Origin of the sequence: Simplicispira suum (assembly GCF_003008595.1) — a bacterium.
GTDB classification, from domain to species: Bacteria; Pseudomonadota; Gammaproteobacteria; order Burkholderiales; family Burkholderiaceae_C; genus Simplicispira; species Simplicispira suum.
Map to the genome: position 1 here is coordinate 1,222,575 of NZ_CP027669.1, position 22,026 is coordinate 1,244,600.

Genomic DNA, 22,026 nt, shown 5'->3' on the forward strand with positions numbered 1-22,026 from the left:
GTCCGAAGTGGGCGCGCACCGTCGCCCGGCGAGGGCGCGCACAGCGATCTGGTGGCGGCACGAATCTTGCAATCATTGTGCCACGCGCAAGCAAAAAAAGGCCCGCATCAGCGGGCCGCAGCCTGAGTGGGGCTCTGCGCTGTAGCCTATGCCCCCTTGGCGACCAGGGCTTCCACCACCTTCAGCATGGCGCTCAAGCTGCCAGCCATGGTTCCATCGACGTAGTAGCGGCCCGCCACGCCCATGGACGGGACACCTTCGACACCATAGGCGTCTTGCAACTGAGCCGCTTTGCGGACCTGGTTGGAGACGGTGAAAGAGCTGTACATCTCCTTGAACTTGGCCAAATCCATGCCCGGCTGCTTGCCGATCCAGGCAAAAATTCCATCGTCCTTGGACAGATTTTGTTTCTCGACATGGATTGCGCGAAACAGCCTGGCGTGCAGTTCGTCAACCTTGCCCAAACCCTCCAATGCGTAGTACAGCTTTTGCTGCGGCGCGAAGCTGGCATTGAATGCGATGGGAACACGTCGGAACGCCATGTTCTTGGGCGGCGTTTTGAGCCAGGCTTCCAGCGTGGGCTCAAATTCGTTGCAGTGCGGGCAGTTGTACCAAAAGAACTCGATCACCTCGACTTTGCCGGCCGGCGCATCGGTAGGAGCGGGTTTGGACAGTCGGGTGTACTCCTTGCCTTCCTTGGGCGCAGCGTTCTGTGCAAAAGCGGGCAACGAAAAACTCGACGCGACCATTGCGGTGGCTGCCGTGGCGGAAAAATCTCGACGATTCATTCAAAAGGCTCCTGTGAGGGTTCGGCCGTGGGACTGGGACCGGGACAAAAAAGTTCAGCGCTGCACACGCACCAGGGCGGACTCCACCCCGGCGCCATCGAGCTTCTCCTTGAGTTGCTCGGCATCAATGCGCTTGACGAAGGGGCCTATGCGCACGCGAAACACGGTGCGACCACCCTGCTCGCGCTCATTGAGGCGCGCCTCCCAGCCCAGCATGGCCAGTTTGGCGCGCTGTGCATCGGCATCTTGTTTCGTGCGAAATGCCCCTGCCTGCACATAGTAGTCAAAGGGATCGACACTGGCTGCGGGCGCGGCCGCTGCTGCGGACTCTGCGGTGCTGCGTGCCTTTGCCAGATCCCCCAAGGGATCTTCAGGCACCGTCGCGGGCGTTGGCGCTGCCGTTGCGGCCGACGCCGGCGCTGCAGCAACGCCTGCGGCCGGGCCGACAGCGCCTGCAGACGCCGGGCGCGCGCCGCTCTTGCCATACAGCGGCGAATTGGGATCCCAATTTTTGTTCTTTTGCGTCTCGGCGTTGTCCTGGTCGCTGCTGCGCGTGGCGCCCTTGTTCAAAAAGGGTACTGGCAGTTTGGTGACGTAGACGGCGACGCCCAGTGCCACGCCCAACCCGACCAGCAAGCCGAGAATGAATCCAACGATGGTCCCGCCCGTTTGTTTATTGTTCATATGCTTGCCGTGTTTCACATTCTGCGCGGCGCCGAGACACCCAGCACCGCCAGCCCATTGTGCAATACCTGCGCCGTGGCGGCGACGAGTGCCAGACGCGCGGTTTTGACGCGCTCGTCGTCCACCAAAATGCGCTCGGCATCGTAGTAGCTGTGGTAACTCGCGGCCAGGTCGCGCAGGTAGAAGGTGACGTCGTGCGGTGCTTCGCCCTCGGTGGCAGCGATGAGCATCTCGGGGTATTTGGCCAGTTGCAGCATCAGGGCCTGCGCCTGCGGGCCGTCCAGCGGAGAAAGATCGGCACCCGCCAGACCCGCAACCTCACCGCCCCAGGCTGCCAGCACCGAGCAGATGCGCGCATGCGCATACTGCACGTAGTACACCGGATTTTCGTTGTTCTGCGCCACCGCGAGGTCCACATCGAAGGTGTATTCGGTATCGGGCTTGCGGCTGAGCAAAAAGAAGCGCACGGCGTCCTTGTTGGTCCATTCGATCAGGTCGCGCAGCGTCACGTAGCTGCCGGCGCGTTTGCTGATCTTGACTTCTTCCCCGCCCTTGACCACGCGCACCATGGTGTGCAGCACATAGTCGGGGTACCCCGGCGGAATACCCACGTCGGCGGCCTGCAGCCCAGCGCGCACGCGGGCGATGGTTCCGTGGTGGTCCGTGCCTTGAACGTTCACCACTTTGGTGAAGCCGCGCTCCCACTTGGCGATGTGGTAGGCCACGTCGGGCACAAAGTAGGTATAGGTACCGTCTTGCTTGCGCATGACACGGTCCTTGTCGTCGCCGTAGTCGGTGCTCTTGAGCCACAGCGCTCCGTCCTGCTCATAGGTCTTGCCGTTGGCAATGAGTCGGTTCACTGTGGCTTCCACGCGGCCGCTGGTATAGAGGCTCGATTCGAGGTAGTACTCGTCAAACTGCAGGTTGAAGGCGTGCAGGTCCTTGTCCTGCTCATTGCGCAGGTAGGCCACGGCGAACTGGCGAATCGACTCCAGATCGTCGACATCGCCGCTGGCAGTGACTTCGCGGTCATCGGCCTTCACCGTTTTCTTCGCCAGGAAATCGTTGGCGATGTCCTGGATGTAATCACCGTTGTAAAACGCTTTGCTTGCCGGATTTTCAGGGTCGACTGGCCAGCATTCGTCGCCCGGCTTGAAGCCCTTGGCGCGCAACTGCGTGCTGTTCGTCAGCGTTTGAATTTGCACACCCGCATCGTTGTAATAGAACTCGCGGTGCACCTTCCAACCCTGGGTGCTGAACAAATTGCAGATAGCGTCCCCCAACGCCGCCTGACGGCCGTGACCTACATGCAGCGGCCCCGTGGGGTTGGCCGAGACGAATTCCACCAGCACCTTGCGCCCCGTGGGCAGCTGCATGCCGAAATGCGCACCCGACGCCAGCACCTCATGCACCACCTGCTGCTTGGCAGCGGGTTTCAGGCGCACGTTGAGAAAGCCGGGGCCGGCGATGTCCAGTCCGTCCACCCAGTGTTCGAAGGCGGGCGTGGCCAGCAGCGACGCGCGCAGGCGTTCGGCCAGTTCGCGCGGGTTGGCTTTGAGCGGTTTCGCCAGTTGCATGGCGGCAGTGCAGGCGTAGTCGCCATGGGCGGCCACTTTGGGCGATTCGAACGCAGCGCGTGCGCCGGCGCCGGGGGAAAATCTCTCAAGCACGTCGGCCAGGGCCGCGAGCAGTTGTTTTTTGGCAGTAAGCATTGGCGGATTTTACGGGGCGCGCCGCCGCGCTTCGCTCAGGCGTATATTGCGCTCGCGGGGTGCTTTGGCCCCGTTTTTTTCCTCCAACGGAGCACCAATGAAAAAGTTTCTTGCCCTGACCACTCTTGGATTTGCCTGCGCATTCGGTACCGCCTGGGCCGCCGACGCCCCCGCGCCTGTGGCCGCCACGCCTGCCGCCGCCAAAGCGCCCACCAAGCAGCAGTCCAAGATGAAAACCTGCAATGCGGACGCCAAAGGCATGAAGGGCGACGAGCGCAAGGCTTTCATGAAGACCTGTTTGAGCAACAAGCCTGAGGCCGAGGCCACCCAGCAGAGCAAGATGAAGACCTGCAACGCCGAAGCCGCAGGCAAGAAGGGCGCTGAGCGCAAGGCATTCATGAGCGAGTGCCTGAAAAAGTAAGCCCATGCGCCGCGCAAAAAACCCCGCGATCGCGGGGTTTTTTTGTCTGGATGGGGCCTCTTTCAGAGCGTCAGCACACCGCGCGCAAGCAGCGCCGCAGCGAGCAGCACCAGGCCAATCAAATGCGTTTCGATCATGATCCAGCGGCGCGTTGCGAGCACCTCGTCGGGCGGCGGCAGCGCGCCTGTCGCGACCAGGTTGCGGCGCCAGCGCAAGAAGGAAGCGGTGGACCGGAGCGACATCAGCACAATGACAATGAACAGTCCGAGCTTGAGATAAAGCAGTGGCTGGCTCCAGTACCAAGCTACGCCCTTGACACCCCAGAATGTGCGCGCCAGGCCCGCCAGCAGCACGCTTAGCGCGAAGATGCCGTAGATCAGATCCAAGCGCACGAGGCGGTGCACCACTGCGGCATTCATCCATTCGGTGCGGCACATCGCCGCTTCACTTGCCATGAAGACCACCATGGTGAAGATGGCGACCAAATGGAAGAAGGCCAGAAACGATTCCAGAATCACGCGGGCACTCCGATTTGCCAGAACTGCGGCTGGCCATAGTGGTGTTTGAGAAATTCGATCCACAAGCGCACCCGCAGTGGCAGGTGCTTGCGCTGGGGAAAGACGACGTAGATGCCGTTGGGCGGCGCGGCATAGTCTTCCAGCACCGCCACCAGCTGGCCCGAGGCGATCTCACGTTCGACTTCCCAGGTGCTGCGCCAGGCAATGCCGTGGCCGGCGAGGCACCAGTCGAACAAGACCTGGCCGTCCGAACAATCCAGCGGCCCACGCGGACGCAGGTGCGTCACCTCGCTGCCGCCACCCGGCAAGGGCATGCAAAACGCCCAGCCGCGCGTTTGCGAGGCCTCGCTCGACAAGGTCAGGCAGGCATGCTGCGCCAGATCGGCCGGCTCGGCCGGCGTGCCGTGCTGGGCCAGGTACTGCGGCGTGGCCACGCAAAGCCGCCGGTTGTCGGCCACGCGCACGCTGACCAGCGAAGAATCGGGCAGATCGCCCACGCGCACGGCGCAGTCAAAGCCCTCGCCCGCCAGATCGACCACGCGGTCGCTCAGGTTGAGCGAGATCGTGACCTCGGGGTGCTGCGCGCGAAAGCTCGGCACCAGCGGCGCCACATGGCGGCGGCCGAATCCGGCCGGCGCCGTGATGCGCAAATGCCCGCTGGCCTTGATGCCGCCGGCCGAGACGCTGGCCTCGGAATTGGCCACATCGGAGAGCACACGCTGGCAGTCTTCCAGAAAGGCGCTTCCTTCGTGCGTCAGGCTGATGCGGCGCGTGGTGCGTACCAGCAGCTTGACGCCCAGGTGCTCCTCCAGCGCATCGAGCCGCCGCCCCATGATGGCGGGCGCCACGCCCTCCGCCCGCGCCGCCGCAGTGAGGCTGCCGCGCGTGGCGACCGATACGAAAGACTCGAAAGCCTTGAGTTTGTCCATGGGTGCCGATTATGGAGACAAGGGGTTTTCCTGGAGCATACGGTCAACAAGACCCAGGCCAGGACGGAAAATTTTGATTGAATTGACCTCCAGCGCTTATCTGGCGGGCGCAGACAGCTATTGATTTGATTGCGATGATGCCGTATTCACCTCGGTAGCGACCGATGGACGCACCTGATCTTTGCAAATAAGTCACTGGTTTTCAACTTTTCAAGCTGTTTATAGTTCAATTGATTTCGAATAAAGTCTCTGCCAGAGGCAGTGGCCGCCCTGGCCGGAATTTCCACCACCCGGGCGTCCTGTCATTTCCCGATTCCTACCGAGGCTCCCCCATGACCGATCGCACCTCTCTCCACGGCCTGCAAGTGGCCACCACGCTCCTGCGCTTCGTTGACGAACAGGTGCTTCCTGGCACCGGCCTCGAAAGCGCCGCCTTCTGGAAAGGGTTTGATGCCATCGTCTCCGACCTGGCCCCGCGCAATATTGCCTTGCTGGCCGAGCGCGAGCGCCTTCAGGCCGAGCTGGACACCTGGCACAAGGCCAACCCAGGCCCCATCATGGACATGCTGGCCTACCGCACGTTTCTGGAGCAAATTGGCTACCTCGTGCCCCAGCCGGCTGAGGTCAAGGCCACCACCGCCAACGTGGACGACGAGCTGGCGCTGCAAGCCGGCCCGCAACTCGTGGTGCCCATTCTCAACGCCCGCTACGCGCTCAATGCCGCCAACGCGCGCTGGGGCAGCCTGTACGACGCGCTCTATGGCACCGACGCGATCCCCGAAACCGATGGCTGCGAGAAAGGCCCTGGTTACAACGAGAAGCGCGGCGCCAAAGTGATCGCCTTTGCCCGCCGCGTGCTCGACGAATCGGCCCCGCTGGCCCAGGGTTCGCACGCCGATGCCAGCGCCTACCGCGTCGAGAACGGCGCGCTGGTCGTCGCACTGCAAGGCGGGGCCAGCACGGGCCTGAAAAACCCGGCCCAGTTCATGGGCTACCAGGGCGATGCGGCCAGCCCCTCGTCCGTGCTGCTGCAGCACAACGGCCTGCATCTCGATATCCGCATCGATCGCAGCACCCCCATCGGCAAGACCGATGCCGCCGGCGTGAGCGACCTGGTGCTCGAAGCCGCGCTTTCGACCATTCTCGATCTGGAAGACTCGGTGGCCGCTGTGGACGCCGACGACAAGGTACTGGGCTACAGCAACTGGCTGGGCATCCTCAAAGCCACGCTGACCGAAGAAGTCGCCAAGGGCGGAAAGACCTTCACGCGCGGCCTCAATCCTGACCGCGTCTACACGGCGCCGGCCGGCAGGGGCGAAGTGCGCCTGCACGGCCGCTCACTGATGTTCCTGCGCAATGTTGGTCATCTGATGACGAATCCGGCCATCCTGTGGACCGACAAGCAAGGCCAGGTGCGTGAGATTCCCGAAGGCATCTTGGACGCTGTGGTCACCACCACCATCGCCCTGCACGATCTGCAGGGGCACGGAAAGGACGGCATTCGCAACTCGCGCAAGGGCAGCGTCTACATCGTCAAGCCCAAGATGCACGGCCCCGCCGAAGTCGCTTTTGCCAGCGAACTGTTCGGCCGCGTCGAGCAACTGCTGGGCCTGCCGGAGAACACCGTCAAGCTGGGCATCATGGACGAAGAGCGCCGCACCAGCGTCAACCTCAAGGCCTGCATCGCCGCAGCCGCCAGCCGGGTGGCCTTCATCAACACCGGCTTCCTGGACCGCACTGGCGACGAGATGCACAGCGCCATGTACGCCGGCCCCATGATCCGCAAGGGCGACATGAAGACCAGCGCCTGGATCCAGGCCTACGAGAAGAACAACGTGCTCGTCGGCCTCTCGTGCGGGCTGCGCGGCAAGGCGCAGATCGGCAAGGGCATGTGGGCCATGCCCGACCTGATGGCGGCCATGCTGGAGCAAAAGATCGCCCACCCCAGGGCCGGCGCCAACACCGCCTGGGTGCCCAGCCCCACGGGCGCCACGCTGCACGCCCTGCACTACCACCAGGTGCTGGTCAGCGACGTGCAAAAGGAGATGGAAAAGATCGACGCCAACGCCGAGCGCGACAACCTGCTCACCGGCCTCTTGACCATTCCCGTCAGCGCCAATCCGAACTGGAGCGACGAAGAAATCCAGCAGGAACTGGACAACAACGCACAGGGCATCCTGGGCTATGTGGTGCGCTGGGTGGACCAGGGCGTGGGCTGCTCCAAGGTGCCCGACATCCACAACGTGGGGCTGATGGAAGACCGTGCCACGCTGCGCATCAGCAGCCAGCACATGGCCAATTGGCTCTTGCATGGCGTGGTGAGCGAAGGCCGCATCCAGGCCACCTTCCAGCGCATGGCTGCGGTGGTCGACCAGCAGAACGGCAGCGACCCGCTGTACCAGCGCATGGCCGGCAACTTCGACACCAGCATGGCCTACCAGGCTGCCTGCGAGCTGGTCTTCAAAGGCAAGGAGCAGCCCAGCGGCTACACCGAGCCGCTGCTGCACGCCTGGCGGCTCAAGGTGAAGGCGGCGGCCTGATCGGTACAGCCCGCACCATCGACCGGCAGATGCTATCAAATTGAGTGCTGCCAATGCTTACGGAATAAGCGCTAGAGGCCGATTTTTGTAGATTTTTGGCGTGGTACTGACCGGGTACCACGCCATTTTTTGCAAAGCTCTACACTCGTACGCGGCACGCAAATTGCCGCCCGACGGCTGCACTGCCGCTGACCCACTCACCATGACAACACCGCTGCCCGAATTTGCCACCGCTGCTGTGCTGCGTTGCCCGCTGTGCGAGCAGGACAACGCGTGCAGCATGGCAGCCTGCGAGGACGCCGCGCAATGCTGGTGCATGGGCACGCGGGTGTCGCCGCTCGCTCTGGCGCGCGTTGCAAGCCAAGACCGGCAGCGGCGCTGTCTTTGCGCGGCTTGCGCGCAGGCGGATGCCGCCGATATCTGATTGTTTTTCAAAGGAATGCCATGCCCACCTACCACGTCGAAATGATGGAAGGCCGCACCGTCGAACAAAAGCGCCGCCTGGCAGAAGAGATCACACGCGTTTCCGTCGAAATCCTCGGCGGTGCGCCGGAATCGGTGGACATCCTGATCACGGACGTGAAGCGGGAGAACTGGGCCACCGGCGGCAAGCTCTGGTCCGATCGCAGCTGAGCGAGATGTGAGTGGCTGGCGCTTCGAGCAGTCTGCAGGCGCTGCGCGCACGTTACGGCGAGCGCTACCGCTGGCTGGTTTTGTTGTCGGTCATGGTCGGCACGATGGCGTCGATCATGTCGTCCACGGTGGTCAACGTCGCCATACCGGACATGAGTCAGCATTTCTCGCTGGACCAGGGCCGGGCGCAGTGGGTGGCTTCGGGGTTCATGGTGGCAATGACCGCCTCGATGCTCACCACCCCCTGGTTGCTGGCGCGCTTTGGCTACCGAATGACCTACGTCGGCTCCATGCTGCTGCTGCTGGGGGGCGGAATTGCGGGTGGCACCGCTGGCAATTTCTCCATGGTTTTGTTGGGGCGGGTTGCTGAAGGTCTTGCGGCGGGCATCGTCCAGCCCATTCCGGCAGTCGTCATCCTTTATGCCTTCCAGCCACACGAGCAGGGGCGCGCCAGCGGAGTCTTTGGCATGGGCGTAGTGCTCGCGCCGGCGCTGGGGCCCAGCATCGGCGGCCTGCTGGTGGACTGGTTTGGCTGGCGCTCGATTTTTTTCATGGTGGTGCCGTTTTGCCTGGCCTCGCTCTGGCTGGCGTTCAAATTCGTGCCCAGCACGGCGCCAGGCGGCGTTGCAGCGGGCGGCGAAGGCGAAACCCTGGACTGGCGGGGGCTGCTGCTGGGAAGCGTGGGCACGCTCTGCCTGCTCAATGGCCTGGTGGAACTGCACCAGGGCCCGCCGGAGCGGGCGCTCGCTTTGCTGGGCGGCGCGGCGGCTTGCACCGCACTTTTTATCTGGTGGCAGGCGCGACTGGCCCGCACCGGGCGCCGGCCGCTGATGGATTTGCGCCTGTTTGGCTACCGGCAGTTCACCATGGGCAGCATCGTCGCCTTTATCTACGGAACGGCCTTGTTCGGCTCCACCTACTTGTTGCCGGTTTTCATGCAGCTGGGGCTGCAGCTCTCGGCCTCGCTGGTGGGGACGATCTTGCTGCCGGCTGGGATTGTGCTTGCAGTGACCATTCCTGTTGTGGGCAGACTCGCGGACCGGCAACCGACGCATGTGCTGGTTTCGGTGGGGCTCTTTTTGCTGGCACTCTCATTCGCCTTGATGGTGCTGGTGCGGCTTGATTCGGGGCTGTGGCTGCTGGTCGCTTTTGCCATCTTGGGACGCATCGGGCTCGGGTTCATCCTGCCTTCGCTCAACCTTGGTGCCATGCGCCCGCTGGACAAGGCACTGATTGCTCAGGGCTCCAGTGCCATTGGCTTTCTGCGCATGCTGGGCGGTGCGGCCGGGGTGAGCCTGTGCGGCATCGTGCTTGAGTGGCGCCTTGCGGCGCATGGTGCTTCTCTGGCATCGCAAGGATCGAGCCCAGCACGCATTGCGGCATTTGGGGACACGTTTCTGATGCTCGCGATGCTCTGCACCGTGGCCATGCTGGCGGCCTGGCGCTTGCGTGCCGCTGCCCCGAAGGCCTAATCCTGCAACGAGCCCAAAGAATCATGTGCCAGCTCCTTGGAATGAACTGCAACACGCCCACCGACGTGCGCTTCAGCTTTTCCGGCTTCGCGCAGCGGGGCGGCCGCACGGGGGACCACAGCGATGGCTGGGGAATCGCCTTCTTTGAAGGCAGGGGCGTGCGCCACTTTGTCGACCACGAACGCGCTGTCGACTCACCGGTGGCCGAGCTGATTCGGCGCTACCCGATCAAGAGCAGCAACGTCATCGCGCACATCCGCAAAGCCACGCAGGGCGTGGTCAGTTTGCAAAACTGCCACCCCTTTGTGCGTGAGCTGTGGGGGCGCTACTGGGTGTTTGCACACAACGGGGATCTGAAAGACTTTCAGCCGCATCTGCACCGCAGCTTCCATCCGGTAGGAGACACCGACAGCGAGCGTGCTTTTTGCTGGCTCATGCAGGAGCTTTCCAAGTCGCACGCGCAGTTGCCCAGCGTGGCGGAGCTGACGCTGACCCTGCGCGAGCTATCGGCGGGAATCGCTCGGCATGGGACCTTCAATTTCCTGTTGTCCAATGGCTTGGCGTTGTGGGCGCACGCTTCGACAGACTTGCATTACATAGAGCGCCGTCACCCCTTTGCCGCAGCCCATCTATCAGACGAAGACCTGTCGGTGGACTTTGCACGCGAAACCCAGGCCACCGACCGGGTGGCCGTCATTGTCACTGCGCCGCTGACGCGCGATGAGTGCTGGCAAGCCTTTGCGCGCCATGAACTCAAGGTATTTGTCGACGGTTCGGCATTGACGCTGTAGCCGCAGATTCGGATGTTGGGGGAATGGCATCGCCGACATGCACATCTCCATTGCTTGCGGCAAGGCCACCGCGAGTGAACCCCAAACCGGTTTCTCCGAACGCGTAAACGTCCACAGCGGGGACGGCCAGGAGGGCAAAAGTCCGTTCCTTGCTGGCACCGACGTCTGGCCGCGTCGCGGCGCCATTTCCTACTCGTCGAACGGACTCATCGGCCTATGGTGCTTGAAGGGCGAGGTTTTGCGTCCTGTCACAACTTTGGATAGGAACCCGCGATGAAAGCAATTACCAAGGCAGTATGGGCAATAGTGGTATCGGCGGCGACCGCGCAGGCCAGCGCGGAAATCACTTTTTACCAGGAACAGGGCTTTCAAGGCCGTTCGTTCACCACGGAAAAGCAGATCGGCAATCTGGACCGCTTCGGCTTCAATGACCGCGCATCCTCGGTATCGGTGGAGAACGAGCGATGGGAGATTTGCGAAGACGCACGGTATCGGGGGCGTTGCGTCGTGCTGCGTCCCGGCCAGTACCCGACGCTGGCAGCGCTGGGGCTGAACGATCGAATTTCATCGGCTCGCGCCATCGGACGCGACCAGCGCATCGACGAGCGGCGCTATGCGCCGACACCGGCGCCTGCACAAATCACGTTTTACGAGGACGAACGCTTTGGTGGGCGCTCCTTTACCACCGACAAACGGGTCGAGGATTTCCGCCGCAAGGGCTTCAATGACCGGGTCTCATCGCTTGTCGTGACCGGGCCCGACCGGTGGGAGGCTTGCGAAGATATCCGCTTCAACGGTCGCTGTGTTGTCTTGCGCCCCGGTGAATATCCAACATTGAGGGGAACCGATCTGAGTGATCGCATCTCTTCGGTTCGCAAGAGCGTGACAAAGGCGCCGGCGCCGGAACCTGCACAAATCGCCTTTTTCGAGCAAGAAGGTTTTGCAGGCCGCGCTTTCACCACCGACAAATCCTTAGAGAATCTCAGAAGGAGCGGCTTCAATGACCGGGCTTCCTCAGCCGTGGTCGTTGGAAACCGTCAGTGGGAAGTCTGCGACGACGCCCGCTTTAACGGTCGATGCAGGATCTTGCGGCCAGGCCAGTACCCATCGCTGGCAGCCATGGGACTGAGCAACAGCATTTCGTCGGTACGTGAGATCGGCCGCGATGCGCGGATCGATGAGCGGCGCTATGCTCCTGCACCGATCGCTGCGCCCAACTACCGCCAGCGCAAGGACGAGCGTCTGTTTGAGGCGGATGTAACTTCCGTGCATGCCGTGGTGGGTACACCCGAAAAGCGCTGCTGGATCGAACGCGAGCAAGCGCCGCAGAACGAAAACCAGGTGAATGCTCCCGGGGCGGTCCTGGGCGCCCTGCTGGGCGGCGTTCTGGGGCATCAGGTTGGTGGGGGCACCGGCAAGGACATTGCTACTGCGGGCGGCGCGATTGCGGGGGCGGTGATCGGCTCCAGAATGGGCGGAAACGGCAGTCCACAGTCCGTACCCCAAAATGTGCAGCGTTGTGAAGACCTGCCGCATCAGGCGCGTACCGAGTATTGGGATGTGACCTACACCTTCAGGGGCGAAGAGCATCGCATTCAAATGGCCTCCCCGCCAGGTCGCACTATCAGCGTCAACGCGCAAGGTGAACCACGCACGTGAATGTGCCTGCTGCTCAAGCCAGATTCCAGTGCCTGGCAAGCTTCCAGATCGCATGGCAAGGATGTTCGATGGGTATCAACCCGTCGCGCATCCTTGTGATGCCTTAGTCTGAAGGGACGTCATCCTGGAATCGGGAGCGGCCAGAGGTGGCCGCCCACCATGCTTTCCCGACGCGAGTGACAGAGACTGCGTCAGAGAAACAAAAAAAGCGACCATTTGGGGGTCGCTTTTTTTCTATACCCTCGCCAATCTGTTGATCAACAAAGGAAATTATTTGGTGGCCTGGGACGGAATCGAACCGCCGACACAAGGATTTTCAATCCTCTGCTCTACCGACTGAGCTACCGGGCCTGAGCCATAAATTATAGCCAGGAAAATTGAGCGAGTTTTCCTGGTGTGAAACTAATTGCGCTTACCGCGGGCCAGGTCGACGCCGAGCTGGCGCAACTTGCGATAGAGGTGGGTGCGCTCCAGACCGGTTTTTTCGGCGACGCGCGTCATGGAGCCTCCCTCGCGCGCGAGGTGAAATTCGAAATAGGCCTTTTCAAATCCGTCGCGCGCTTCGCGCAAGGGACGGTCCAGATCGAAGCCCTGGTGCGCATGGGGGCCCTGCTCAAGCTCCATGGTCACGGCAAACTGCTGCACGGTTGCATCGGCGCTTACGACAGGGGCCGGGGCCGCAACTATGGGCGCGACAACCGCAGGGGGGGTCGTTCGCGCAGCATGACGGGCCAAGCCTTGCTCTACGGCCTTGAGCAATTTCTGCAGCGTGATGGGTTTTTCCAGAAAGGCGAACGCACCGATGCGCGTGGCGTCCACCGCTGTGTCGATCGTTGCGTGACCACTCATCATGATGACCGGCATGGTGAGCAAGCCGCTGGCCGCCCACTCCTTGAGGAGAGAAACGCCATCGGTGTCGGGCATCCAGATGTCGAGCAACACCAGATCGTATTCGTTCGCATTGCGGGCGATGCGAGCCTGCGTGGCGTTTTCCGCCAGATCGACGCTATGGCCTTCGTCATTCAGGATCTCGGATAGAAGGTCCCGTATGCCCAATTCGTCGTCTACCACCAATAAATTTGCCATGTGCGAAATGCCTTGAATCTGCGACGTGCCGAACTTATGTCGTCACGTGCGTTGCCGCGAATGATAGCGATACTTGTGCACCGACGGGATGTCCATCCTGCTCGCGATTGTTGAGAGTGATGCGTGCGCCGTGTTCATCGGCAATTTTCTTGACCACCGCCAGGCCCAGGCCTGTGCCGCGATCTTTGGTTGTCACGTACGGTTCAAACGCGCGCTGCAGGATGTGGGGAGGAAAACCGGGACCCTGGTCGGACACCGTCAGGCTGACACGGTGAGACGCCGCGCTAAACCGGGTGGTGAGACTCACGGGTGCCGAAATTGCCGCAGCGCTCGCCTGCATCGCCTGTTCCGTAGCGTCCTGCGCGTTCTGCACCAGATTGTGCAGCACCTGACGCAACTGCTGTGCGTCTCCCAAAATCGGGGGACAACAAGGATCTAAATCGGCCTGCACAGGCACATGGCTGTGGCCAGGCTCGTAGAGGTTTAACACTTCCTGCACCAGCGCATTGAGGTCCAGCGGCTTGAGTTCTGCGGCCGGAAGGCGCGCGTAATCACGGAATTCGTTGACCAGCCGTTTCATGGCCTCCACCTGGTCCACGATCGTTTTCACCGACTTGGTGAGCATCGCTTGGTCCGGTGCCGCCAGTTTCGCCAGCAACTTCATTTCCAATCGCTCGGCAGAAAGCTGGATGGGGGTGAGCGGATTCTTGATTTCGTGTGCCAGTCGACGGGCTACTTCGCCCCAGGCCTGGGCACGCTGGGCCGACACGATTTCCGTGATGTCCTCAAACACGAGAAGACGCGCCTCATCGGGCATCTCGGCGCCTCGGGCTACCAGGCTCGTCGCATGTTGCTGCGCTCCAGAGGGCGAGGCATGCAGTTCAAAAGTTTGCTGCCAGTGGTCGGGCCCCCCCTGGTCACACTGCGCAAGAAACGCATCGAACTGCCGCTGGACCGCAGCGGCGAATTCGCTCAGATCGGGCAAATCGGCCAGCAAATGTCCGAGTACGGGCTCCAGGGCGACCCGCAAGATGCGTTCCGCACCGGGGTTGAAAGACTGCACCCTGCCGGCAGCGTCCATCACAATGACGCCAGATGTGAGGTTGTCCAAAATGGTCTGCAGGCGCTCGCGTGCCGTATCGAGCGCCTGCATGCTGGTGTCCACGGCACTGCGTGCGTCTGAGAGCTGCTGCGTCATCAAGGCGAACGAACGGGTCAGGCCTCCAAGTTCGTCTTTGCCTTGAAGCGCTGCCTTGGGGCTGAGGTTGCCCTGCGCCACCTCACGCACCCCTTCTGCCAGTACCAACAAAGGACGAGCGAGCTGGTTACCCAGCAATACCGCCAGAACCACCGCACCGAAAACGGCGAGGAACAGGCTCAGGGTCAGCGTGCCGATGTACATGCGCCGAAGGCCACCGCGCGCCAGCGAGCGCTCCTGGTATTCGCGATTGGCTTCCTGGACTGCCACCGCATTGCCAACCAGAACAGCGGGCAGCGGGATCGTGACCTGCATGTAGCGCGGCTCGGCCAACAGGCCCATGCCTATGCTGGTGGTAGGAACAAGGGCCATGGCGGTGACATGCACCTTCTGCATGGCTTCGGGTTTGGCATGCTCATCCAGATCATCCAGACCCTCGATCTGCGCCGATGCGCGTTGCTGGCGCAGCATGCGCAGCTGCTGTGCGCTGGGTCGCTCGGCGTCGATCCGGAAACGCGACTGGCCTACGCTGGCCAGAAGCACGCCAGAACTGCTCCATAGCGCCGCATCGCTGGCCCCCAACTGATCGCGAATTCTCTCGAGCACCAGTCCGGCGGCGGCGTCCGGTACCTGGCTGAGCTGTGCAGCGGCCGTGCGCGTGCGCGATGCCGAATCGCTGGCCTGCATTTCCAACGTTGCGCGCGCCAGGCTGACACCCGCACTGAGCGCGCCCTCCACCTCGACATCAAACCAGCTCTCGATCGAGCGCGAAACGAACTGGTAGGAGACGACATAGATCAACACACCAGGCATCACGCCCACAAGCGCAAAAATGGCTGCGAGTTTGACCAGAAGCCGGCTGCCAAACTTCTTGCGCCGCAAGCGCAGCGCCAGCCGCAGAACAATCCAAACCAGCACGCCTAGCAAGATCAGGGCGACGACAACGTTGGCGGCAAAAAGCCAGCCGTAGTTGCGCTCATACAAGGCCCGGTTGTTGGTAGCCAGGGTGAGCAGAAACATCAGCACCAGAGCAATGGCCGCCGTGACGGCAATGCCCACGCCAATGGCCCAGCGCACCGCGCGCGAAGGCTCAGAGCCAGGCTTCTTAGCTGCAATGCCCATGCCAAATATCATGGTGCAGCCAATGCAGGAACCCGCTCGGTGCGCGCGATGGAAAGGTTCCACCCTGAGCGCCCGAGTGCCCCGATCTGCAGCGGACGGGGCAATTGCGACATATCAAGCTGAAATCGAAAATGCACGCGGTACGAAGACCGGTCGTCCAAGTCGCTGCTGTCGGTGATTTTCCAGAATGCAATGCGTTGCATGGCGCCCAGCACGTCGGGCAGCTGATCGTAGGTTTGGCCCACCGACACGCCCAGACCCGAGGTATCAAATGGGCTTGCCGATACATTCAGCCGCCAGCGCTGGGTGAGCGGCTGGTACGTCAGGCGCATGTAGCGGTGCACGGAGGAAACGATCTGATCGGACCAATACCAGCGCGCGCGCACGACTTCGGCGTCAGCGACGAACGTCATGGGAATCCCCTTTTGCAAGGCATCTTCGACGAGACCAGGCAAGGAAAATTCCGTCGATACGTTCAGGAACAAGCCTTCGGCATTGCGTTCAATGTCCATGTGCGCCACGGTGTGCGTCCCTTGGGCACGGACAGGCGCGCAGACCAGCGCGCTGATCCAGAGCACCAGCACGCTGAGCGCGACCTGCACCTGGCGTGAGCAGGCGCTGCGCATGTCAGCGCTTCGTCTTTTGTAGCAAGGCGTAGAAAAAACCATCGTGTCCCCCCGGTCCATTGTCGGGGAGGCTTCCTTCTGTGTCTGCGGCGGCGGGCAGGATATGGCCCGGTGACGGCAGTAGGCTGGCATCGCTGTTGCGGGCAAGAAACGTTTCGATCTGCTGCTGCCCTTCTGCCCTGAACACCGAGCAGGTGGCGTACAGCATGCGCCCACCAGGGCGCAGCAACGGCCAAAGCTTGACAAGCAGCCGGGCCTGAACCTGGGCCAGCTGAGCGATGTCGGATTCGCGGCGCAGCCAGCGCACATCGGGATGGCGTCTGACGATCCCTGACGCAGTGCACGGCGCGTCGAGCAAGATCGCGTCAAAGGGCTCTCCTGCGCAATACTGCTGCCACCAGTCCTGCGGCCTGGCTGCATCCTGTGCGAGTACCTGCGCGCGCAGCCCGATACGTTGCATGGTCTCCTCGATACGTATGCAGCGCTGTGGGTCCACGTCGAGCGCTGTGAGCTGCATGGGCGAATCGGCCCCCGCGAATTCAAGCAAATGCGCCGTCTTGCCACCGGGCGCGGCGCAGGCATCGAGCACGCGCAGCGGCTCGTTGAGCGCCAGTCCGCCAAGCAGCAGAGGGGCTGCAGCTTGCGCGGAGGCGTCCTGGACCGACACCACCCCTTCTGCGAATCCCGGCAAACCGTGCACCGAGACGGCGCTCATCAGTACGACTGCGTTTGCATTTTTCTCGAATGCTTCAATATTGATAGCTGTCAACGCTTGTACATACTGCGCTGGAGTGCTTTTTTGCTCATTTACTCTGAGCACCATGGGCGCTTGGACGTTGTTGGCGCGAAGGATCTGCTGCCAGTGCTCGGGCCACTCTTTCTGCACGCGCCGGATCCACCACAGCGGGTGGTTCCACTGCGCAAGCAAATCTCCAGCGACGGCTGACATCAGGGCTTCACGCTCGCGCAAAAAGCGCCGCAGACAGGCATTGATAAACGATGCTTGGCCACGCGTCGCAGCGTCGCTCTTGGCGGCTTCGACCGCCTGGTTGACCAGTGTGAAAGCATCGTAAGGGTGCTCTTGCGGCACAGCCGCCAGCGCGAGCGCGGTGCACAGGAGTGCATCCGCCGCAGGCGCTGGCTTGCGCGGCGCGAGTTGGGCCCGTAGTGCCTCGACCAGACCCAGATGGCGCAGCACGTGGTAGAGCAGCGCCTGCGCGCCGGGTCGCTGGCGCGTGTCGGCCGCATGAAGTGCCACAGCGCCCGAGCGGCCGCCGCGAATCTCGCGCAGGCCGGCCGCCGCGTCATGCAAAAGCGTCGCCAGCGCACTTGACCGTGGCGCGGCCATCGGCACTGGCAGGGAGCGCGGGGCGCTGACTCGATTCATGGTGTGTGTTGCTAGTGACAGAAGTGAGCGCCTAGGCGGCCTGGTGACAAGACAGGCATTGTGGCCTGCGGCAAAAAAAATCCCGACCGTCCCCGCGAAGGGCCGATCGGGATCGACGCGCACAGGCGCTGCCGGGCTCTGCGCCAGGCAGCGCGCAGGGGGCTCAGTCCAAGGCCGCCGCTGCGTCGTCGCCTGCGCTCTCGACCGTCTCGGTTTCGGCGATACCGGCCATCTCCTCGGCCTCCGCCTCAGCGATGGCTCTGCGTTCGGCGTCGTCCATGGCGTCCTTGATCTTGCGCGCCTGGTGGTAGGCCATGCCGGTGCCCGCAGGAATCAAGCGACCAACGATGACGTTTTCCTTCAAGCCGCGCAACTCATCCCGCTTGCCCATGATGGCCGCTTCGGTCAGAACCCGGGTCGTCTCCTGGAAGGATGCCGCCGAGATGAACGAATCGGTCGACAACGAAGCCTTGGTAATGCCCAGCAACAGATTGGTGTAGGTCGACGCGAGTTTGCCGTCGCGCTGCAGCGCCTCGTTGGTATTGAGTATCTCCGAGCGCTCGACCTGTTCACCAGCGATGTAGTTGGAGTCGCCTGGGTTGTCGACCACGACGCGGCGCAGCATCTGGCGAACGATCACCTCGATGTGCTTGTCGTTGATCTTCACGCCTTGCAGGCGATAGACGTCCTGCACTTCATCGACGATGTAGCGCGAGAGCTCTTCAATGCCCAGAAGACGCAGGATGTCCTGCGGATCAGCCGGACCGTCGACGATCGACTCGCCCTTGTTCACCACCTGGCCTTCGTGCACCAGAATGTTCTTTTCCTTGGGGATCAGGTCTTCCATGACCTTGCCGTCCGGATCAGTGATCTGCAGGCGGATCTTGCCCTTGGTTTCCTTGCCGAACGAGACGGTACCGGTAGTTTCCGCAAGCGTTCCCTTGTCCTTGGGCGTGCGCGCTTCGAACAGTTCTGCCACCCGTGGCAGACCGCCGGTGATGTCGCGCGTCTTCTGGCCCTCGATCGGGATGCGCGCCAGCACTTCGCCGGGGCCCACGTCCTGACCATCGCGCACCTGGATCAGTGCACCAATCTGGAAGCCGATGGTCACCGAGTGATCGGTGCCGGGGATCTTCACTTCGTTGCCCGCAGGGTCGATCAGCTTGACCTGGGGCTTGACCACCTTGGTGGAGCCGCGGCGCTTGGGGTCGATCACCACCAGCGTCGACAAGCCGGTCACGTCGTCCACCTGCTTGGCAACGGTCAGACCCTCTTCCACATTCTCGAACTTCGCCTGACCGGCAAATTCGGTGATGATGGGTCGGGTCAGCGGATCCCAGTTGGCCAGGATCAGGCCGGCCTTGACCTGCTGGTCGGCCTTGACCGTCAGGGTGGCCCCGTACGGCACTTTGTGGCGCTCACGTTCGCGGCCATGCTCGTCGTGAATGACGATCTCACCGGAACGTGCAATCACCACCAGATCGCCCTTGGAGTTGGTCACATAGCGCATGGTGGCGTTGAAGCCGATCACGCCATTGGACTTGGCTTCCACGCTCGACGCAATTGCCGCGCGCGACGCCGCGCCGCCAATGTGGAAGGTACGCATGGTGAGCTGGGTTCCTGGCTCGCCAATCGACTGCGCAGCAATCACGCCCACGGCCTCGCCCAGATTGATCTTGCCGCCACGGCCCAGGTCGCGGCCATAGCAACTGGCGCAAAGACCAAAGCGCGTTTCGCAGGTCAGCGCAGTGCGAACCTTGACTTCATCGACACCAGCGGCTTCCAGTTCCTCGATCAGTTCTTCTTCCAGCATCTGGCCAGCAGCGGCCAGCACGGCGCGATTTTCCGGGTGCAGCACGTCTTCGGCCACGGTGCGGCCCAGCACACGTTCGCGAAGCGATTCGATCACTTCGCCGCCTTCGACGATAGCCCGCATCAGCGCGCCATTCGAAGTGCCGCAATCGTCTTCGGTCACCACGAGATCCTGTGTCACATCCACGAGACGGCGGGTCAGGTAGCCCGAGTTGGCTGTCTTCAGCGCCGTATCGGCCAGACCCTTGCGGGCGCCGTGCGTAGAGATGAAGTACTGCAACACATTCAAACCCTCACGGAAATTTGCCGTGATGGGGGTCTCGATGATGGAGCCGTCGGGCTTGGCCATCAGGCCGCGCATACCGGCCAGCTGGCGAATCTGGGCTGCGGAACCGCGGGCGCCGGAGTCGGCCATCATGTAGATGGAGTTGAACGACTCCTGGTCCACTTCGTTGCCCGAACGATCGATGGTCTTTTGCTTGGCCAACTGCTGCATCATGACCTTGGAGACTTCGTCGCCGGCCTTGCCCCAGATGTCCACCACCTTGTTGTAGCGTTCGCCGGAAGTCACCAGGCCCGAGACGTACTGCTGCTCGATTTCCTTGACCTCTTTTTCAGCAGCCTCAATGATGCCAACCTTCTGTGGCGGCACCAGCATGTCTTCGATGGCAATGGAGATGCCGGACTTCGTCGCCAGGCGGAAGCCGTTTTGCAGCAGCTTGTCGGCAAAGACCACCGTTTCCTTCAGTCCGCACTTGCGGAAGGACACATTGATGAGCTTGGAGATCTCCTTCTTCTTGAGTGCCTTGTTCATGTGCGAGAACGGCAAACCCTTGGGCAGGATCTCGGACAGCAGAGCGCGACCAGCCGTTGTTTCCACAAGACCAACGGAAGAGGTGAATTCACCTGTTTCCTTGTTCTTGGTCCACTCGGTCATGCGCACATTGATCTTGGCTGCGAGATCGACTTCGCCCGCATCGAGCGCACGCTGGACTTCACCGGTATCGGCAAAAATCAGACCTTCGCCCTTGCCGTTAATGCGCTCGCGTGTGGCGTAGTACAGCCCCAGCACCACGTCTTGCGACGGAACGATGGACGGCTCGCCCGAGGCAGGAAACAGCACGTTGTTGGATGCCAGCATCAACACTCTGGCCTCCATCTGCGCTTCCACCGACAGCGGAATGTGCACAGCCATCTGGTCGCCGTCGAAGTCGGCGTTGAAGGCCGCGCATACGAGAGGGTGCAACTGAATGGCTTTGCCCTCAATCAGGATGGGCTCAAACGCCTGAATACCCAGTCGGTGCAGCGTAGGCGCACGGTTGAGCATCACCGGGTGCTCTTTGATCACCTCTTCCAGGATGTCCCAGACCACCGGCGTGCCGGATTCGACTTCCTTCTTGGCGGCCTTGATCGTCGTCGCGATGCCCATGGCTTCGAGGCGCGAGAAGATGAAGGGTTTGAAGAGTTCGAGCGCCATCAGCTTGGGCAAGCCGCACTGGTGGAGCTTGAGCGTTGGGCCGACCACGATGACCGAGCGGCCCGAGTAGTCGACGCGCTTGCCCAGCAGGTTCTGGCGGAAGCGGCCCGATTTACCCTTGATCATGTCCGCCAGCGACTTGAGCGCGCGCTTGTTGGCGCCCGTCATGGCCTTGCCACGGCGACCGTTGTCCAGCAGGCTGTCCACGGCTTCCTGCAGCATGCGCTTCTCGTTGCGCGCAATGATTTCGGGCGCCTTGAGTTCCAGCAAACGGCGCAGGCGGCTGTTGCGATTGATGACGCGGCGGTACAGGTCGTTCAGGTCGGACGTGGCAAAACGGCCGCCATCAAGCGGCACCAGCGGACGCAGATCCGGCGGCAGCACAGGCAACACTTCCAGCACCATCCATTCGGGCTTGATGCCCGACTTCTTGAAGGCCTCAAGCACCTTGAGACGCTTGGAGTTCTTCTTGACCTTGACCTCGGAGCCGGTCAGGTCGCCACGCAGGCGCTCGATCTCGCTGTCGATCTCAATCGATTCGAGCAGGTCGCGAATGCCCTCGGCGCCCATCTTGGCAACGAACTCGTCGCCGAACTCCTTGAATTTGGCGTCGTAATCGTCCTCGCTCATGATGCTGAATTTTTTCAGCGGCGTCATGCCAGGGTCAGTGACTACATAGGCTTCAAAGTACAGCACGCGTTCGATGTCGCGCAGCGTCATGTCGAGCACCAGGCCCAGACGCGACGGCAGCGACTTCAAGAACCAGATGTGCGCGCAGGGTGCGGCCAGATCAATGTGGCCCATGCGTTCGCGGCGCACCTTGGTCTGCGTGACTTCGACGCCGCACTTCTCGCAGATGACACCGCGGTGCTTGAGGCGCTTGTACTTGCCGCACAGGCATTCGTAGTCTTTGATCGGACCAAAAATCTTGGCACAGAACAGACCGTCGCGCTCAGGCTTGAAGGTGCGGTAATTGATGGTTTCCGGTTTTTTCACTTCGCCGAAAGACCACGAACGGATCTTCTCGGGCGACGCCATGCCAACACGGATGGCATCAAAGTGCTCATCAGGCGTGAATTGCTTGAACAGGTCGAGTAGCGATTTCATATAACTCTTTCCTTAAACAGTTGGGCCGGGCCGGCGCAATCTCTGCGTCTGCGGCCCGTACGAC

General features: G+C 62.0%; 17 protein-coding genes and 1 tRNA gene. 7 read left to right on the plus strand and 11 right to left on the minus strand.

Annotated features, from left to right (window positions below; translation table 11 throughout):
• Window positions 1–146: 146 nt before the first annotated feature.
• The 3 genes from C6571_RS05755 to argS are packed head-to-tail and all read right to left on the minus strand — an operon-like array spanning window position 147 to window position 3,184.
• Window positions 147–788, minus strand: coding sequence for a thiol:disulfide interchange protein DsbA/DsbL (locus C6571_RS05755; protein ID WP_106445847.1), 642 nt, complete (start codon window positions 786–788; stop codon window positions 147–149).
• A 54-nt stretch (window positions 789–842) separates the two neighbouring features.
• On the minus strand, window positions 843–1,472 hold the full coding sequence (locus C6571_RS05760) for an SPOR domain-containing protein (protein WP_106445848.1): 630 nt from the start codon (window positions 1,470–1,472) through the stop codon (window positions 843–845).
• A gap of 14 nt (window positions 1,473–1,486) precedes the next feature.
• Window positions 1,487–3,184: an arginine--tRNA ligase gene (gene argS / locus C6571_RS05765; RefSeq protein WP_106445849.1), complete on the minus strand. Its 1,698-nt coding sequence runs from the start codon at window positions 3,182–3,184 to the stop codon at window positions 1,487–1,489.
• Between the two features lie 97 nt (window positions 3,185–3,281).
• Between argS and C6571_RS05770 the strand changes: the two genes are divergently transcribed.
• Window positions 3,282–3,605 (plus strand): PsiF family protein, encoded by a 324-nt coding sequence (locus C6571_RS05770; RefSeq protein WP_106445850.1) that lies wholly within the window; start codon window positions 3,282–3,284, stop codon window positions 3,603–3,605.
• Between the two features lie 62 nt (window positions 3,606–3,667).
• Here C6571_RS05770 and C6571_RS05775 read toward each other — a convergent pair whose 3' ends face one another.
• Together C6571_RS05775 and C6571_RS05780 are read right to left on the minus strand one after the other, a co-directional pair.
• Window positions 3,668–4,123, minus strand: a complete 456-nt coding sequence (locus C6571_RS05775; protein ID WP_106445851.1) for a DUF2214 family protein — start codon at window positions 4,121–4,123, stop codon at window positions 3,668–3,670.
• A complete protein-coding gene (locus C6571_RS05780; RefSeq protein ID WP_106445852.1) occupies window positions 4,120–5,052 on the minus strand; it encodes a LysR family transcriptional regulator in 933 nt (310 codons plus the stop codon). The genes C6571_RS05775 and C6571_RS05780 overlap by 4 nt, the downstream gene beginning before the upstream one ends.
• 332 nt (window positions 5,053–5,384) lie before the next feature.
• Between C6571_RS05780 and C6571_RS05785 the strand changes: the two genes are divergently transcribed.
• The 6 genes from C6571_RS05785 (at window position 5,385) to C6571_RS20160 (ending at window position 12,147) form a co-directional block, all read left to right on the plus strand.
• Window positions 5,385–7,592: a malate synthase G gene (locus C6571_RS05785; protein ID WP_106445853.1), complete on the plus strand. Its 2,208-nt coding sequence runs from the start codon at window positions 5,385–5,387 to the stop codon at window positions 7,590–7,592.
• Between the two features lie 202 nt (window positions 7,593–7,794).
• Complete coding sequence (locus C6571_RS05790) at window positions 7,795–8,016, plus strand: cysteine-rich CWC family protein (protein WP_106448069.1); 222 nt, start codon at window positions 7,795–7,797, stop codon at window positions 8,014–8,016.
• A 20-nt stretch (window positions 8,017–8,036) separates the two neighbouring features.
• The gene (locus tag C6571_RS05795; protein WP_106445854.1) at window positions 8,037–8,225 is read left to right on the plus strand and encodes a 4-oxalocrotonate tautomerase; all 189 of its coding nucleotides are present in this window, start codon (window positions 8,037–8,039) and stop codon (window positions 8,223–8,225) included.
• A gap of 92 nt (window positions 8,226–8,317) precedes the next feature.
• On the plus strand, window positions 8,318–9,697 hold the full coding sequence (locus tag C6571_RS05800) for a DHA2 family efflux MFS transporter permease subunit (RefSeq protein WP_106448070.1): 1,380 nt from the start codon (window positions 8,318–8,320) through the stop codon (window positions 9,695–9,697).
• A gap of 23 nt (window positions 9,698–9,720) precedes the next feature.
• Window positions 9,721–10,488 carry a class II glutamine amidotransferase gene (locus tag C6571_RS05805; RefSeq protein WP_106445855.1) on the plus strand — a complete coding sequence of 256 codons (768 nt, stop codon included), beginning with the start codon at window positions 9,721–9,723 and terminating at the stop codon, window positions 10,486–10,488.
• Window positions 10,489–10,761: 273 nt separating this feature from the next.
• Window positions 10,762–12,147, plus strand: a complete 1,386-nt coding sequence (locus tag C6571_RS20160) for a beta/gamma crystallin-related protein (RefSeq protein WP_106445856.1) — start codon at window positions 10,762–10,764, stop codon at window positions 12,145–12,147.
• A gap of 275 nt (window positions 12,148–12,422) precedes the next feature.
• Here C6571_RS20160 and C6571_RS05815 read toward each other — a convergent pair.
• The 6 genes from C6571_RS05815 to rpoC all read right to left on the minus strand — a co-directional run bounded on the left by C6571_RS05815 (window position 12,423) and on the right by rpoC (window position 21,962).
• Window positions 12,423–12,498, minus strand: a tRNA-Phe gene (locus C6571_RS05815).
• 51 nt (window positions 12,499–12,549) lie between these two features.
• The gene (locus C6571_RS05820) at window positions 12,550–13,233 is read right to left on the minus strand and encodes a response regulator (RefSeq protein ID WP_106445857.1); all 684 of its coding nucleotides are present in this window, start codon (window positions 13,231–13,233) and stop codon (window positions 12,550–12,552) included.
• A 34-nt stretch (window positions 13,234–13,267) separates the two neighbouring features.
• The gene (locus tag C6571_RS05825) at window positions 13,268–15,553 is read right to left on the minus strand and encodes a sensor histidine kinase (protein ID WP_245901425.1); all 2,286 of its coding nucleotides are present in this window, start codon (window positions 15,551–15,553) and stop codon (window positions 13,268–13,270) included.
• 8 nt (window positions 15,554–15,561) lie between these two features.
• On the minus strand, window positions 15,562–16,179 hold the full coding sequence (locus C6571_RS05830; RefSeq protein ID WP_106445859.1) for a DUF4390 domain-containing protein: 618 nt from the start codon (window positions 16,177–16,179) through the stop codon (window positions 15,562–15,564).
• A gap of 1 nt (window position 16,180) precedes the next feature.
• Complete coding sequence (gene rsmB, locus C6571_RS05835; protein ID WP_106445860.1) at window positions 16,181–17,566, minus strand: 16S rRNA (cytosine(967)-C(5))-methyltransferase RsmB; 1,386 nt, start codon at window positions 17,564–17,566, stop codon at window positions 16,181–16,183.
• 163 nt (window positions 17,567–17,729) lie between these two features.
• Window positions 17,730–21,962 (minus strand): DNA-directed RNA polymerase subunit beta', encoded by a 4,233-nt coding sequence (rpoC, locus tag C6571_RS05840; RefSeq protein WP_106445861.1) that lies wholly within the window; start codon window positions 21,960–21,962, stop codon window positions 17,730–17,732.
• Window positions 21,963–22,026: the final 64 nt, after the last annotated feature.